We start from the raw sequence: 14210 nt of genomic DNA, 5'->3' as shown, positions 1-14210 counted from the left end.
CGATCTGCGAAGATGTCGGACGCGGGGCCATTTGTCGCCATGGAATCGCACCGACGCGCCACCGGCGCGCTCCACTTCACTCAACTCGACGAAGCATGCCGATCATGATCGACGTTTCATCCATTACCGATGCGCTCACCCCGAGCGGCGAGCCGACGCAATACCGCGTGTCGCCCGAGCAGCTGATTTCGGGCGATCCGCTGCAAACGCTCACACCCGGCTTCGCAAGCCCGTGCGGCCGTTTCTCGACCGGCATCTGGGAAAGCACGCCGGGGTGCTGGCATGTCGCCTACACGGAAGCCGAATACTGCGAGATCCTGGAAGGCACGTCCGTGATCACCGACCTGGAGGGCAACAGGAAGACCCTTCGTGCCGGCCATCGTTTCGTGATTCCGCCGGGTTTTCGCGGCACGTGGGAAGTCGTCGAACGCACGCGGAAGATCTTCGTCGCGTACGACGAGCAACCGCCCGAGTAAGCGGCGGCGCTTCTTCCTCCGCCGGAAGCGTTACCGGCCGCCGCCGAGCGACTCGAGAATCCGGTATGCCGTCTTCACGCGGTCCTCGATCGGGACGCTGCGGTTCGCGAGCATCACGATCGCGATCCGCTTCGCGGGGACGAACGCGACATATGTGCTGAAGCCGTTGGTCGAGCCCGTCTTGTTGATCCATGTGTCCGGGTTCGGCGCGAGCGGCGGCTTGATCGCGCTGGTCGGCGTCGCATTGAACAGCATCTTCGGCGCGTTGCCTTCGAGCAGCGTCGGCAGCGCGACCGGATACGGATACTGTTCCCAGATCAGGTCCTGCGTCAGCGGCCCCGCGCGGAAATAGCCGGTGTGCGTGCGCTCGATCGCGCGCTTCAGCCGCGGCGCCATGTCGACCAGCCCCATGTTCGCCTGCACGAAACGCAGCAGGTCGGCCGCCGTCGTACGGACGCCGTACGCCGGCTGCCACAGCATGCCGCCCGTCATCCGGATCGGCTTGCCGTCCTGCGTATAGCCCTGCGCATAGTCGGCCGTGCGCGCGTCGGGCACGTTGATATACGTGTGCGTCATCCCGAGCGCGGGAAAGAGCCGCTGCTCCATCAGCACCGAGAAATCGCGGTTCGCCGCCTTCGCGGTGAGCCACCCGAGCATCCCGATCGCGACGTTCGAATACGTGCGGCGCGTGCCGGGCGCATACGCGGGCCGCCACGCGTCGAGATAGCGGACCAGGTCCGCGTCGTCGCGGATGCTGTCCGGCACCTGCAGCGGCATCCCGCCGGGCGTGTGCGTACCGAGCTCGAGCAGCGTCACGCCGCCGAACGGCTTGCCCTGCAGCGCGGGCAGGTACTTGGCCGCCGGATCCGCAAGCGACAGCTCGCCGCCCTCCTGCGCATCGGACGCGAGCGTCGCGGTCAGCGTCTTGCTGACGGAGCCGATTTCGAACAGCGTGTCGCCGGTGACGGGCTTGCCGGTTTGCGTCGACATCACGCCATAGTCGAACACGTAGGGCTTGCCGTCGGCGACGATGCCGATCGCCATGCCGGGAATGGCGAACTGCTTCATCAGCGGCGCGACGTGGCGGGTCACGGTGTCGTGGATGTCGTCCTGCGTGACGGCGGCCGCGCGGCCGGCCGTGGCGGTGGCGCACGCGGCGACGAACAGGGTCGCGGCGAAGCGTGTCGCGTTGAATCGCATGGTTGCGGTTCCTTTGATATCGGATGGTTGCGTGAACAACAGATCCGGCCGCGCCGCGCGAAGATCGTGGCAGCCGGCCTGTCGAAACAGGACTATCCACTACCGGCCGGCGGCCAACAATCGACGATATGTTGCGCGAGCCGAAAGAAAAACTTATGAGATACGCGAAGCGCCGGATTGCAACGCGGCAATCGCGAGTCGTTCAACGGTTTGCGGGAAATACCTAGCGGTTTCAACAGCATTCAATCCGGCGGCCGAATGGCGCCGCATCGAAAATCGATGAAAACGAGATAAGTCCTGGCAGATCGGCAAACGCCGGCACGCCGTGCGAGCGGTCAGCCCGGCAGCCGGTCAAGGAAGGCCAGCATCGCCGCGTTGAATCGCGCGGGCCGCTGCAGCGGTGCGAAGTGGCTCACGCCGGGCAGGATCGTCAATGTCGCGCCCGGAATCGTGCGCGCCAGATACGCCGCATGCTCGGGCCGGATGAATTCGTCGTGCTCGCCCTGCACGATCGTCACCGGCACCGCGATCGCCGCGAGATCCTGTTCGCTGTAATTCGGTTGCGTGCGCATCATTTCGCTGACGGCCGAAACGAATGCATCGAACTGGTCCGGCGTCGCGGACAGTTGCGCGTAGTCCCTGCGGTGCCGCGCGAAGCAGCGGTCGATCAGCGGGCTCGGCTCCATCTCCTTCGTGCCGCCCGGGTCCATGTTGCACGCGAAGAAGAACACGCCGGCGACGCGCTCCGGCGCGCGGGCCGCCAGCACGAGCGCGATGCACGCGCCGTCGCTCCAGCCGACGAAGCGCGCGCGGTCGACGTGCAGCGTGTCCAGGACCGCGAGCACGTCCGATGCCATGCGTTCATAGGAATACGGTTGGTCGTCGCGCGTGCTGCGGCCGTGGCCGCGGCTGTCGATCAGGATCGCGCGGTAGCCGGCCGCGAGCAGCGCCGGCACCTGGTTGCCCCAGTTGCCGCCGTGGCCGAGGCCGCCGTGCAGCAGCACGACTGGCGGGCCGTGGCCAAACGACGCGTGCCAGATGCGCGCGCCGTCGTGTTCGAGCCATCCTTCGGCATCGGCCGCCGGCAGCGGCGTACCGCCGTGCGCGTCGAAGCGGACGAGTTCGTCGTCGTCGAGTTCCGCATTCATCGTTCTGCCGTCCTTTCGAGGGAGACGAGCTTGCGATTGTAATGCGTGCGGGCGAAGCGGCCATGACCGCTTCGTGCAGCCGTAAACCGTCAGGCCTGCGTCGACACCAGCCCGCCCGTTGACGAGCCGCCCGACTTCTCGATCGCCGCCGCAAGTTGCGAGATCGCCGTCGCGAGCGCCGCCGAAATCGCGCTGGCTTCCGCGCTCAACGACTGCTGTTCGATCGCTGCTGCCGGGTCGTCCTTCGCGCGCTGCGCCGCACTCGCCATCTGCCGCTCGAGCGTTGCGAGCTGCTTCTGCAGCCGCTCGATCAGCGCCTTCAATTGGCCGACCGCCGGGCTCTCCGACGACGCGCCCGATGCGCCGAGCGTTTCGCCGGTGCCACCGGTCGAACCCTTCGTGCCGGTGGTGCCCGTGGTGTCCGTTGCGCCGTCAGCGGATGACGTCGCAGCAGGTGCGGCCGTCGTGGCCGATGCGCCCGGCGTGTTTGCGGTAACGTTGCCGTCCGCCAGCGGGGATCGGGCGGTCGTGGAGAAATCGATCTGCATCGTGTCGGTCCGTGTGTCGGTAATCAAATCGTGACGGGGTGGCATGAAATGCCTTCCAACTCGTTTACGACATTCGTCACACGAAACTTGAGTATCGGGGTCGGACGGATGCTGCGACGGGGCCAGATTGGCAGCGAAGCGGCGCTGGTAAAATTGCGGGTTCACCGGCCGGATTCGCGCGTCGACAGCACCTCACGGCACGATCGCGCAGGCCACCGGTTTCGACTCCCGCCCTTCCGGGCGCGGCACGTGGCGCGTGCCGCGCCTCAGTAGCGGCTTCGCGGGTCGGCCCTCTCCGTCCGCCTGCGCGCACCGCTCGCCGGGTCGAGCGGCGAACGCCTGCGGTACTCACTTCATTACGCATTCGAGGAACACACGATGGCCCGCATCGGCGCCTTCTGCATCACGACGTGGCTTGCCGCCGCGATTCTCTACTTCGGCCAGCATTCCGTCGCGATGATCGCGCTCAGCGGAGTCGTCGTATTCGGCGGGTTCGACCTGCTGCGGCCGTAACGCGCATCGCGACGTCGGCGCGCACGCTGCTCGCGCAACATCACGAGCTTGAATTCGGCTCGTTCAGCCCGGAGCTGCACGTCGTCTTCGATCGTGCGACCCGCCGCTTGCTGCGTTGCAGCGGCGTCGAAGCGGGGCGCGCAACGACAGGCGCCCGGAAAATCCAGGCGCCACATGAACGCAGGGAGATGAACGAACCGGCACCCCGCGCGTCAGCGCGGCAACGTCCTCAACGAAGACGGCCCGCCGGTCAGCGCAATACGCTTTCCCGTATCGCGCAGCTTGCCGCCCTCCACCGCATAAAGCGCAAGCTGCCGTTCGACGTTGAACTGCACGATCACGTGCCGGCTGTCGGCGGTAAACACGATGCCCTGCGCGGCTTCGCCGCCGGGCAACTCGCTGGTCTTCACGGCCTGCCCGTCGCGGATCTCGAACAGCAGTACCTTGCCGAGCTTGTGGCGACCCGGATTGTCGGGCGTCAGGTTCGAGCCGTCCATCGCCTGCACGGCGATCCATTTCCCGTTCGGCGAAATCGCGACGCCTTCCGGCAGCGACGGCACCGTCAGGTACTGGACCGTGCGGAACGGCACGCGCGACACGTCGATCAGCGCGACCGTATCGGCGTCGCCCGCGAGCGTGCCCGTATAGCCCGGCAGCCCCGCGAGCCCAACGTTGCTGACGACCGCCCAGCGGTTGTCGCTCGACACGTCGATCGTGTAAGGCGCGACGCCCGTGCTCAGGCGCGTGCCGCTGTCGCTTACCTTGCCGTCGTCGACGTTCAGCACCGCGACACCCTGCTCGTCGCGCAGCGACACGAGCGCATGCTTGCCGTCGTGCGTGAAGCTGATCCCCGCGAGCCGCTTCTTGCCGATCTTCAGGTTGCCGTCGAGCGTCACGTGCGTGCCGTCGATGCGCAGGATCGATACGCTGCCGTCGACGTTCGCGACGAGCGCGAGCCGGCCCGAACGGTCGATCGCGATCCCTTGCGGATGCGTGCCGAGCTCGATGCGCGCGATCGCCGGCGGTGCGGCGTCGAGATTCACGACCTGCAGGAACGTGTCGAACCCGAGCTGCTTCGCGGCCGCGTCGTAGCGCGTCGGCGCGCCGACGAGCGCGAGCTTCGCGTCGGGCGTGATCGCGACGGCCTGCGGCGGCCCCTGGATGCCGTTCTCGACGTCGACCTGCAATGCGACTTTCGGCGGGAACGTGCTGGCGTCGAGCAGCGTCAGCGTGTCGGCGGGCGGCGAGGCGAGGAAGGTGTCGCGGCCCTCGACGCGCTGGTACTTGCCGTCGTTGCCGGACACGATCCAGTCGGCGGCGTGCACGGCGACGGCCGTCGTGGCGAGGGTCAGCGCGGCGAGCAGGCGCGCGCTGCGCAGGCGGAAAGGATTCGAATGCATGGCGGTCGATTCTCCGGATCGGTTGCGGACGCAATGGATTGCACGACCCTGCTGCTCGACGGGCCGCTGCCATCGCATGATGCCCGAAAGCGTGCAAATCCGGCGTCTCGCGCCCCGCTCCGTCAGGCCGCCGGTGACGCGCCCGGCTCCCACCGAGCGACGTCGTCGAGCGGATACACGGGCCGCGCAAGCCGCTCGTAGCGAAACAGCCTGTAGTCCGAGCCCGTCACGCCGCGGCTGTCGCATTCGACCAGCGCGGCCGCGATCGGCACGAACACCGGCCGGCAATACATCCGCGATTTCAGCAGCAGGAAGCGCGCGCGGCGCGGATCGACGCCGACGCTCTCGAACACGCCGAGATCCCACGGCTCCTGCGTGCGCTCGGTGACGACCAGCGTCGCCGCGCCGATGTCGAGCACGCCCGTGCGGCCCATATACGCGCGCTGGCCCGTGTATGTCGGCCCCGTGATCACGTATTCGCCGTCGGTAATCGCGCGCACGACGCCCGTCGCGCGAAACGGCGCGCGCCGCACGCCGCCGTGCGACGGCAGCCGGTTGCCGACCGGCACCGTGACGGTCGCGCCGACACCCGCATCGATCAGCGCCGCGACGGCCTCCGGATCGCATAGCGGCCCGCTGACGATCCCGTCGAGCCCCTGCGCGAGCGCTTCTTCGAGCAGGTCCATCGTGTCGCACGGGCCGCCCGACATGCAGTTGTCGCCGTGATCGAGCATCAGCACCGGGCGGTCCGCGCCGCGCGCGAGCGCCGCGGCCTGCGCGACCGATTCCGCGAGCGGCGCGCTGCGGTACACGAACTCGTCGCGTGCCTCCCAGATCTGCCGCGCGATACGTTCGGCGACGGCATCGGCCGCCGCGCGGTCACCGTCGCCGACCACGACGACGCTGATGCACGGCGCGGGAATGTCCGCGAGCGAGAAACCCGAAAGCACCGACACGGCGAGCACGCCGCCGACCTCTGCCTCGGCCGCGCGCGCGGCCTCCACCGCGCGCCGCATCGCGCCTTCGGCGCTCGCGCTGCGCAGCGTCGACGTCATCAGCGGCGGTTGCCGCCACGCGAGCACCGGCCGTGCGCGACCATGAAGCCGGTCGAGCAGCACGCGCGCAGCATGCTCGCCGGTCTCATACATGTCGACATGCGGATAGGTCTTGAAGCTGACGATCACGTCCGCGTGGTCGATCATCTTCTGCGTGACGTTCGCGTGCAGGTCGAGCGCGACCGCGATCGGCGCGTCGGGCAGCGCCGCGCGCACGCGCGCGAGCAGGTCGCCCTCGCCGTCCGCGCTCTGCTCGGCGACCATCGCGCCGTGCAGGTCGAGCATCACCGCATCGCAGCCGGGCGCGGCCGCGACGATCGCCTCGCAGATCGCCACATACGCATCGGCCGCAACCGGCCCGCTCGGGTTCGCGGCCGCCGACACGGGCGTCACGATTTCAGCGCCTTCGCGCGCGGCCGCATCGAGGAACGCGGCCATCGCGGTGCGCATCCCGTGGTTCGCGCGATACGCGTCGTCACCCCAGTCGGGGCCATTGCGGCCGAACGCGGCGAGCGGAGTCGGCACCGGCGAGAACGTGTTGGTCTCGTGGTTCATCCGGGCGATCAGGATCTTCATCGCGCGTCACCTTCTGCGATCCCGGCAGCGCCCAGCATCGCCTGCAGCAGCACGTTGCAGCCGGCTTCCAGATGCACAGGATCGGCGTCCTCGATCTCGTTGTGGCTGATCCCGTCCTTGCACGGTACGAAGATCATCGCAGTCGGCGCGACGCGCGCGAGATACACGGCGTCGTGGCCCGCGCCGCTGATCACGTTCATCGACGACAGCCCGAGCGCGCTCGCGCCGGCACGAACCTGCTCGACCAGCGTCGTGTCGAACGGCTGCGGCGGGAAGTACACGACCTGCTCGACGTCGATCCGCATGTCGGCCGATGTGCCCAGATCGGCGCACGTCGCGCGCAGTTGCGCATCCATCGCCGCCAGCGTCGCGTCGTCGGCCGCGCGCAGGTCGACGGTCAGCGTCACGCGGCCCGGAATCACGTTGCGCGAATTCGGGTGCACGTCGACCCAGCCGACCGTGCCGCGTCCGTGCGGCGGATGCGCGCGCGCGATGCCGTTCACCGCGCGCACGAGATCGGCCGCGACCAGCAGCGCGTCGCGTCGCAACGCCATCGGCGTCGGGCCCGCGTGCGCCTCCATCCCGTGTACGGTCACGTCATACCAGCGCTGCCCGAGCGCGCCCTCGACCACGCCGATCGTCGTATCGTGCGCCTCCAGCACCGGCCCCTGCTCGATATGCGCTTCGAAATACGCGCCGACCGGATGTGCGTCGCGCCCGTCGTCCGCAGCGCCCGCATAGCCGATCTCGACAAGCGCATCGCGGACCGACACGCCGTCGCGGTCGCACTGCGCGAGCGCATGGTCAAGCGTGAACGCGCCCGCGAACACGCCGGAGCCCATCATCACGGGCACGAAGCGCGAGCCTTCCTCGTTGGTCCAGACAGCGACCTCGAGCGGCGCGCACGTGCGCACGCCCGCGTCATCGAGTGTGCGCAGCACTTCGAGGCCCGCGAGCACGCCGTAGTTGCCGTCGAACTTGCCGCCGGTCGGCTGCGTGTCGATATGGCTGCCTGTCGTCACCGGCGGCAGGTCGTCGCGTTCGCCCGCACGCCGCGCGAAGATGTTGCCGATCGCATCGACGCGCACCGTGCAGCCGGTTTCCTTCGCCCATGCGACGAACAGGTCACGCGCCTCGCGATCGAGGTCGGTGAGCGCGAGGCGGCACACGCCCCCTTTGTCGGTCGCGCCGATCCGCGCGAGACGCATCAGGCTGTCCCACAGCCGCGCGCCGTCGACGCGCAAGCCGGACGCCGCGACGGCCGGTGTCGAATCCTGAACTTGCATCGATGGAATTCCTCGCAATGAAAGGGCACGACGCTTACGCGACGCCAACGCCCAGGTAACGGTCCTTCACCTCGTGATCGGCAACGAACGCCGCGTTGCTGCCTTCGTAGACGATCACGCCCTGTTCGATCACGAAGTGGCGGTCCGCGAGCTGCGTACACACTTCGAGGTTCTGTTCGACGAGCAGGATTGCCACTCCGGCCGCCTTGATCCGCTTCAACTGCTCGACGATCTCCTCGACGATCACCGGTGCAAGCCCCTCGACCGGCTCGTCGAGCATCAGCAGCCGCGGGTGGTTCATCAACGCGCGGCCGATCGCGAGCATCTGCTGCTCGCCGCCCGACAGCTGCGCGCCGCCGTTGCGGCGGCGCTCCTTCAGGCGCGGAAAGATCCGGTAGATGTCGTCGAGCTGCCACGGCGAATCGCGGCGTGCGCCGAGCCGCAGGTTTTCCTCGACCGACAGCAGCCGGAAAATCCCGCGATGCTCTGGCACGAAACACAGGCCGCGCGCGGCGATCCGGTGCGCGGGCTGCCCGGACACCAGCCGGCCCGCGAACGTCACAGTGCCGCCGGTCGGTGCGACGACGCCCGCGATCGTCTTGAGCGTCGTCGACTTGCCCGCGCCGTTGCGGCCGAGCAGCGTCACCGTCTCGCCGTCGTTCACGTTCAGCGAAATGCCCTGCAGGACGTGGCTCTTGCCGTAGCAGGCATGGACTTCCTTCACGTCGAGCATCATGCGCGGCCTCCCGTGATCATGTTGCCGAGATACGCACTGCGCACGCGCTCGTCGCCGCGAATCGCGTCGGGTTTGCCCTCGACCAGCACACGGCCCTGCTGCATCACCGTGATCGTGTCCGAGATGTCCATCACGATTCCCATGTTGTGTTCGATCAGCACGACCGTGTAGTCGTCGCGCAGGCCGCGGATCAGCGCCTTCATGTCGTCGAGATCGTCGATCCCCATGCCCGACGTCGGCTCGTCGAGAAAGATCGCGCGCGGCCGCGCCGCCAGCGCCATCCCGACCTCGAGCCGGCGCTGCTGGCCATGCGACAGCGCGCCGGCCGCCGTGTCGGCGAAGCGCTGCAGGCCGAGCCGCTCGAGCACGTCGTCGACGATGCCGTCGTGCGCGAGCGCGCCGCGCGGCGGCGTCCACGGATTCAACGCACGCCGCGATTCGACGCCCTGCGCGGCAACACGCAGGTTCTCGCGCACGCTCAGATTCGGAAACAGGCTCGTCACCTGGAACGAGCGTGCGATGCCGCGCCGCACGCGCTTGTGATCGGGTTCGCGCGACACTTCGTGACCGTCGAACAGGATCGAGCCCGACGTGATCGGCAGCGTGCCCGTCAGCGTATGGAACAGCGTCGTCTTGCCCGCACCGTTCGGGCCGATCACCGAATGCACGGTGCGCGGCATGATCCGCAGATCGACACCGCCCAGCGCCGTGAACTTGCCGTAGCGCTTGACGACGCCGCGCGCCTCGAGAATCGCTTCGCTCATTGCTGCTCCCCGGCATCAGTCGTCGTGCCATCGGTGCGTCGCAGCTTCGCCACGACGCGTTCGCCCAGCCCCCACAACCCGCGCTGCATGAACAGGCTGACCGCGATCAGCACGAGGCCGAGCAGAAGCAGCCAGCGCGGCCACAGCGTCGACAGCCAGTCCGCGAACAGCACGTAGAACGCCGCGCCGAGCACCGAAGCGAACAGGTTGCCGGTGCCGCCGATCACCGTCATCACCAGGATCATCTCGCTCGTGTGGTAGTCGATGTTCGACAGCGGCGCGATGCCCGTCATCAACGCATGCAGCGCACCCGCCAGGCTCGTGACGGCGCCCGAGATCACGAACGCCGCGAGCTTGAAGCGCTTCACGTCGTAGCCGGCCGCCGCCGCGCGCGCCTCGTTGTCGCGGATCGCGAGCAGTGTACGGCCGAACACCGAGCGCGACACGCGCAACAGCAGCCAGAACACCGTGACGAACAGCACCGCGACGAAGCCGTAGTAGCGCCACGGCGAATCGAGCGAGACGAGCGGATGCCCGAACGCGGCGAGCGCGGGACGCGGAATGTCGAGCAGCCCGTTGTCGCCGCCCGTGACGTCCGGCGTCGTATAGGCGAGAAAGTAGAACAGCTGCCCGAACGCGAGCGTCAGCATCACGAAATAGGTACCGCGCTGTCGGATCGAGAACCAGCCGACGAGCGCCGCCGCGACGGCGCCGAGCGCGGCGGCCGAAAGCAGCGCGACGCTCACCGACGCGACGCCACGCGTCAGCACGAGCCCCGCCGCATAGCTGCCGAGCCCGAAGAAGATGCCCTGCCCGAACGACAACAGCCCCGTATAGCCGAGCAGCAGGTTGCAGCCGAGCGCGGCGAGCGCGAACACCAGCACCTCGGTCGCGAGCGAGCCCGAGCTCAGCGCGATCGGCAGCACGCACACGACGGCCACCGCGAGCCAGCCCTCCGGACGTTGCAACGCCTCGCGCCATGCCGGCCCGCGCTGCGAGGCTGCCGCCCCCGGCGGCAGCGGTTTCGACGATTCGATCATGCGGCCCTCCCCAGCAACCCGTTCGGACGCAGCAGCAACACGGCTGCCATCGCGACGTAGATCATCAATCGCGCGCCTTCCGGCCACAGCGTGCTCATCAGGCTCTGCACGATGCCGACCAACAGCCCGCCGACGAGCGCCCCGATAAAATTCCCCATCCCGCCGACGACGACCACGACGAACGCGACGCCGAGCGCCTCGATGCCCATGAACGGATCGACGCCGCGGATCGGCGCGGCGAGCACGCCCGCGAGCGCCGCCGTCGCCGCGCCGAGCGCGAACACGAGGCTGAACACGCGCGTCACGTTGATGCCGAGCAGCGACACCATCTCCGTCGATTCGCTGCCCGCACGCACTGTACTGCCGAGCCGCGTGCCTTCGAGCACCCACCACAGCAATGCAGCGAGCACGGCAGTGAAGCCGATCACGAACAGCCGGTATTTCGGGTAGACGAAGCCGCCCCAGATCACGACGCCGTTCAGCGCGTCGGGCGGCGGCACGTTGTCGCCGAGCGGGCCCCATGCGAGGATCGCGCACTCCTGCAGCACGAGTGCGAGCCCGACCGTCGCCAGGATGTGGAATTCATGCTGCTGCGCGTACACATGACGCAGCACGAGTTTTTCGACGCCCCAAGCGAACGCGCCGACGACGAGCGGCACGACCGCGAGCGCGACCCAGAAATTCGCCGACCATTGCAGCGCCTGGTAGCAGAGATACGCGCCGAGCAGGTAGAACGCGCCGTGAGCGAAATTCACGAAGCGCAGCAGGCCGAACACGATCGACAGGCCAACGGCGAGCAGGAAATACAGCATGCCCACGCCGATGCCGTTGACGATCTGCAGCAGATAGACGTTCATGGCTTCCGTGTCGGAAAGGAAGGTAACGGACATCCGCGGCGCACGACGGCCGCGGACGCATGCACTACGTCACGCGAGCTTGCAGCCCGTCTTGTCGACCGGCAGGAACGACTGGCCCGAGCTGACGATGTCGGCATAGTCGTCCGCGTTCTTCATCCGGCCCTTCGGCTTGCCCTTCAGCAGGTAGTAGTTCTTCAGCACCTGGTGGTCGGCCTTGCGGATTTCCTCCGGGCCCGTGAGGCCGTCGTACTTCATGCCCTCCATCGCCGCGACGACCTTCTTCGGATCGGCGCTGCCGGCCTTCACCATCGCGTCGAGCAGGATCTTCGAGCAGATGTACGAACCCGCGAGGCTGTAGTTCGGGTTCGCCTTGAACGCGGCGTTCGTGCGCTTCACCAGGTCGCGGTTCAGCGGTGAATCGATGCCGTGCCAGTACTGCGCGCCGAAATACACGCCGTCGCAGATGTCGGGTCCGAGCGCCTCGAACTGTTCGAGGCCCGATGCCCACGCGAGCAGGATCGTGCAGTTGCGTTTCATCCCGAAGCTGACGGCTTGGCGCAGCGTGTCCGACGATTGCGAGCCGAAGTTCAGGATCAGCAGCACGTCCGGCTGCGCGGCCGCCGCGTTCGTCAGGTAGCCGCTGAACTCCTTCTCGGCGAGCGAGTGGTAGCTGTTGCCGACATGCTCGATGCCCTTCTCCTTGAAGATCGCCTTCGCGGCCGACAGCAGGCCGTCGCCGAACACGTATTGCGGCGTGATCGTGTACCAGCGCTTCGCCTTCGGCAGCATCTGGATCAACGGGCGCACTGTCTGCTCGATCGCGCCGAAGGTCGGCACCGACCAGCGGAACGTCGCGGCGTTGCAATCCTTGCCGGTGATCTCGTCCGCGCCGGCCGTCGTGATGAACACGCCGTCCGCCTTCTGGATTTCCTTGCCCATCGCCAGCGATTCGGAAGACAGGATGCCGCCCGCGAAGAAGCGCACGCCCTTCTGCTGCGCGATCTCCTGCACGCGCCGCACGGCGGTCGCGGGCTTGCCCTCGGTGTCGAGCGCCGTATAGGCAAGCGGCGCGCCGAGCACCTTGCCGTATTGCTTGACGGCGAGCTGCATGCCGAGATCGGCGTACTTGCCGTTGGCGGCGAACGGCCCCGACATCGGCACCGGGCACGCAAGCTGGATGGGCGAACCCTGCGCGAACGCGGCACGGGACGACATGCTGCCGAGCGCACCCGGCACGGCCGACAGTGCGGCCAGTTTCAACAGTTCTCGGCGATTCAAGTTGACGCTCCTGATAAAGGGGGACACACGCGATGCGACCGACTGCCAAACCGTGCCCACGCCCTGCAGGATGCGCGCCGCCGGTTGATCCTATTTATCATGATAAATAGAATGAACCTGATGCTAAAGTTGATCAAAATTGGTGTCAATCAGGCAAAATTCCGTACCCTGCGCCGGTACGGATCGTCGACGATGACGCAGCGCGCAGTCAGACAAAGGAGTCGTGAAGATGGTCATGGACCGAGCCAGGGCGGGCCTCGCGGTCGAAATCAAGCAGCCGAAGCGGGCCGACCTCGTCGCCGAGGAGATCAAGCGGCTGATCACCGAGAAGGACCTGAAGCCGGGCGACCGCCTGCCGCGCGAAGCCGAGCTGCAGCAGCTCTATGCAGTCAGCAAGAGCACGATCCGCGAGGCGCTGAAGTCGCTCGAGGTGCAGGGGCTCATCAAGGTCACGACGGGGCCGTCGGGTGGCGGGATGGTCGTCGAGGTGCCGCTCGACCGGACGCTGCAGCTCCTGCAGAACTACCTGTTCTTCAAGGACGTGACGATCGACGACATCTATACGGTGCGAAAGCTGCTCGAACCCGAACTGGCGGCGGGCGCCGTGCCGCACCTGACCGAGCGCGACTTCGCGGCGCTGGAGGCGAACATCGCGTGTTGCGACGGCGCGTCGGGCGTGCACGACCGCGGCCACATGCTGCGCCAGCGGCAGGAGGACACGACGTTCCACGACATCCTCGCGGCCGCGAACCCGAACCCCTTCCTGCGATTCAGCTGCGAGCTGATCAACGAGATGATCCGGCAGTTGATCGAGTTCCGGAACGATACGCCGCTCGTCGAGCACAAGCGCTTCGGCGAAGCGAACGTGTCGATCCACAAGGCGATCCTGCAGGCGGCACGCGAGCGCGATGCCGAGCGCGTCCGTGCGCTGATGGTCGAGCACATGACCGAGGCGCCCAAGCATGTGAAGCGGATGAAAGGCAAGCTGCGCGGGCGTCTGATCCTCGACTCGGAGATCCGCAGGCGGGCCGCCGCTCACGTTGCGGGATCCGATGCGGCCGCAACGGATCCCGAAGAGGCCTGATCGTCGGCAAACGCGGCGTCGACCCGGAACCGGCCGCTTCGCGGCGACCCGAATACCGCTACCGCGCGATGAATGCCGACGACGCTCCGGTCCGGGCCGCGGCGGCCGAAAGCCGCGAGCGGCGCAGGCACCGGCTGGAACGTATTCGTCTCGTGATGTATCCGGGCGATCGGGGTCTTCATCGCGCGTCGCTCAAGCGTACCCCGTCGTGCCCTTCGTCTCCAGATACTCGACGAGACCGAACTCCGC

Annotated in this window: 15 protein-coding genes; 3 read left to right on the top strand and 12 right to left on the bottom strand. The window is 67.7% G+C overall.

The window, feature by feature from the left end; translation table 11 throughout:
• Nucleotides 1–104: 104 nt before the first annotated feature.
• Nucleotides 105–476 (top strand): cupin domain-containing protein, encoded by a 372-nt coding sequence (locus OEJ37_RS08520; protein ID WP_175919951.1) that lies wholly within the window; start codon nt 105–107, stop codon nt 474–476.
• A gap of 30 nt (nt 477–506) precedes the next feature.
• On the opposite strand, the gene ampC is transcribed toward OEJ37_RS08520, so the two are convergent.
• From ampC to OEJ37_RS08505, 3 genes are all read right to left on the bottom strand, one after another.
• Complete coding sequence (gene ampC, locus OEJ37_RS08515) at nt 507–1676, bottom strand: class C beta-lactamase (RefSeq protein ID WP_263343971.1); 1170 nt, start codon at nt 1674–1676, stop codon at nt 507–509.
• A 335-nt stretch (nt 1677–2011) separates the two neighbouring features.
• Entirely contained in the window at nt 2012–2824 is an 813-nt protein-coding gene (locus tag OEJ37_RS08510; RefSeq protein ID WP_174417199.1) for an alpha/beta fold hydrolase, read from the bottom strand.
• A gap of 89 nt (nt 2825–2913) precedes the next feature.
• Nucleotides 2914–3372: a hypothetical protein gene (locus tag OEJ37_RS08505; RefSeq protein ID WP_175920125.1), complete on the bottom strand. Its 459-nt coding sequence runs from the start codon at nt 3370–3372 to the stop codon at nt 2914–2916.
• Between the two features lie 378 nt (nt 3373–3750).
• On the opposite strand from OEJ37_RS08505, the gene OEJ37_RS08500 reads away from it, so the two are divergent.
• On the top strand, nt 3751–3885 hold the full coding sequence (locus tag OEJ37_RS08500) for a hypothetical protein (RefSeq protein WP_006405345.1): 135 nt from the start codon (nt 3751–3753) through the stop codon (nt 3883–3885).
• A gap of 212 nt (nt 3886–4097) precedes the next feature.
• Here OEJ37_RS08500 and OEJ37_RS08495 read toward each other — a convergent pair whose 3' ends face one another.
• The 8 genes from OEJ37_RS08495 to OEJ37_RS08460 form a co-directional block, all read right to left on the bottom strand.
• Nucleotides 4098–5285, bottom strand: a complete 1188-nt coding sequence (locus tag OEJ37_RS08495; RefSeq protein WP_263343969.1) for a YncE family protein — start codon at nt 5283–5285, stop codon at nt 4098–4100.
• Between the two features lie 122 nt (nt 5286–5407).
• Complete coding sequence (locus tag OEJ37_RS08490; protein WP_263343968.1) at nt 5408–6916, bottom strand: M81 family metallopeptidase; 1509 nt, start codon at nt 6914–6916, stop codon at nt 5408–5410.
• Nucleotides 6913–8202, bottom strand: coding sequence for a Zn-dependent hydrolase (locus OEJ37_RS08485; RefSeq protein WP_263343967.1), 1290 nt, complete (start codon nt 8200–8202; stop codon nt 6913–6915). The genes OEJ37_RS08490 and OEJ37_RS08485 overlap by 4 nt, the downstream gene beginning before the upstream one ends.
• A gap of 34 nt (nt 8203–8236) precedes the next feature.
• Complete coding sequence (locus tag OEJ37_RS08480) at nt 8237–8938, bottom strand: ABC transporter ATP-binding protein (protein WP_175945265.1); 702 nt, start codon at nt 8936–8938, stop codon at nt 8237–8239.
• A complete protein-coding gene (locus OEJ37_RS08475; RefSeq protein WP_174417204.1) occupies nt 8935–9702 on the bottom strand; it encodes an ABC transporter ATP-binding protein in 768 nt (255 codons plus the stop codon). The genes OEJ37_RS08480 and OEJ37_RS08475 overlap by 4 nt, the downstream gene beginning before the upstream one ends.
• On the bottom strand, nt 9699–10742 hold the full coding sequence (locus tag OEJ37_RS08470; RefSeq protein ID WP_263343966.1) for a branched-chain amino acid ABC transporter permease: 1044 nt from the start codon (nt 10740–10742) through the stop codon (nt 9699–9701). The genes OEJ37_RS08475 and OEJ37_RS08470 overlap by 4 nt, the downstream gene beginning before the upstream one ends.
• On the bottom strand, nt 10739–11599 hold the full coding sequence (locus tag OEJ37_RS08465) for a branched-chain amino acid ABC transporter permease (RefSeq protein ID WP_174417206.1): 861 nt from the start codon (nt 11597–11599) through the stop codon (nt 10739–10741). The genes OEJ37_RS08470 and OEJ37_RS08465 overlap by 4 nt, the downstream gene beginning before the upstream one ends.
• A 69-nt stretch (nt 11600–11668) precedes the next feature.
• Nucleotides 11669–12877 carry an ABC transporter substrate-binding protein gene (locus tag OEJ37_RS08460; RefSeq protein WP_263343964.1) on the bottom strand — a complete coding sequence of 403 codons (1209 nt, stop codon included), beginning with the start codon at nt 12875–12877 and terminating at the stop codon, nt 11669–11671.
• A gap of 229 nt (nt 12878–13106) precedes the next feature.
• Between OEJ37_RS08460 and OEJ37_RS08455 the strand changes: the two genes are divergently transcribed.
• On the top strand, nt 13107–13961 hold the full coding sequence (locus tag OEJ37_RS08455) for a FadR/GntR family transcriptional regulator (RefSeq protein ID WP_174417208.1): 855 nt from the start codon (nt 13107–13109) through the stop codon (nt 13959–13961).
• On the opposite strand, the gene OEJ37_RS35060 is transcribed toward OEJ37_RS08455, so the two are convergent.
• Nucleotides 13913–14143, bottom strand: a complete 231-nt coding sequence (locus OEJ37_RS35060; RefSeq protein ID WP_411859250.1) for a M81 family metallopeptidase — start codon at nt 14141–14143, stop codon at nt 13913–13915. The genes OEJ37_RS08455 and OEJ37_RS35060 overlap by 49 nt on opposite strands.
• Nucleotides 14144–14210: the final 67 nt, after the last annotated feature.

It is taken from the genome of Burkholderia sp. BKH01 (genome assembly GCF_025685725.1).
Taxonomy (GTDB): Bacteria; Pseudomonadota; Gammaproteobacteria; order Burkholderiales; family Burkholderiaceae; genus Burkholderia; species Burkholderia pyrrocinia_C.
This window is presented reverse-complemented; position numbering and strand designations above follow the sequence as displayed.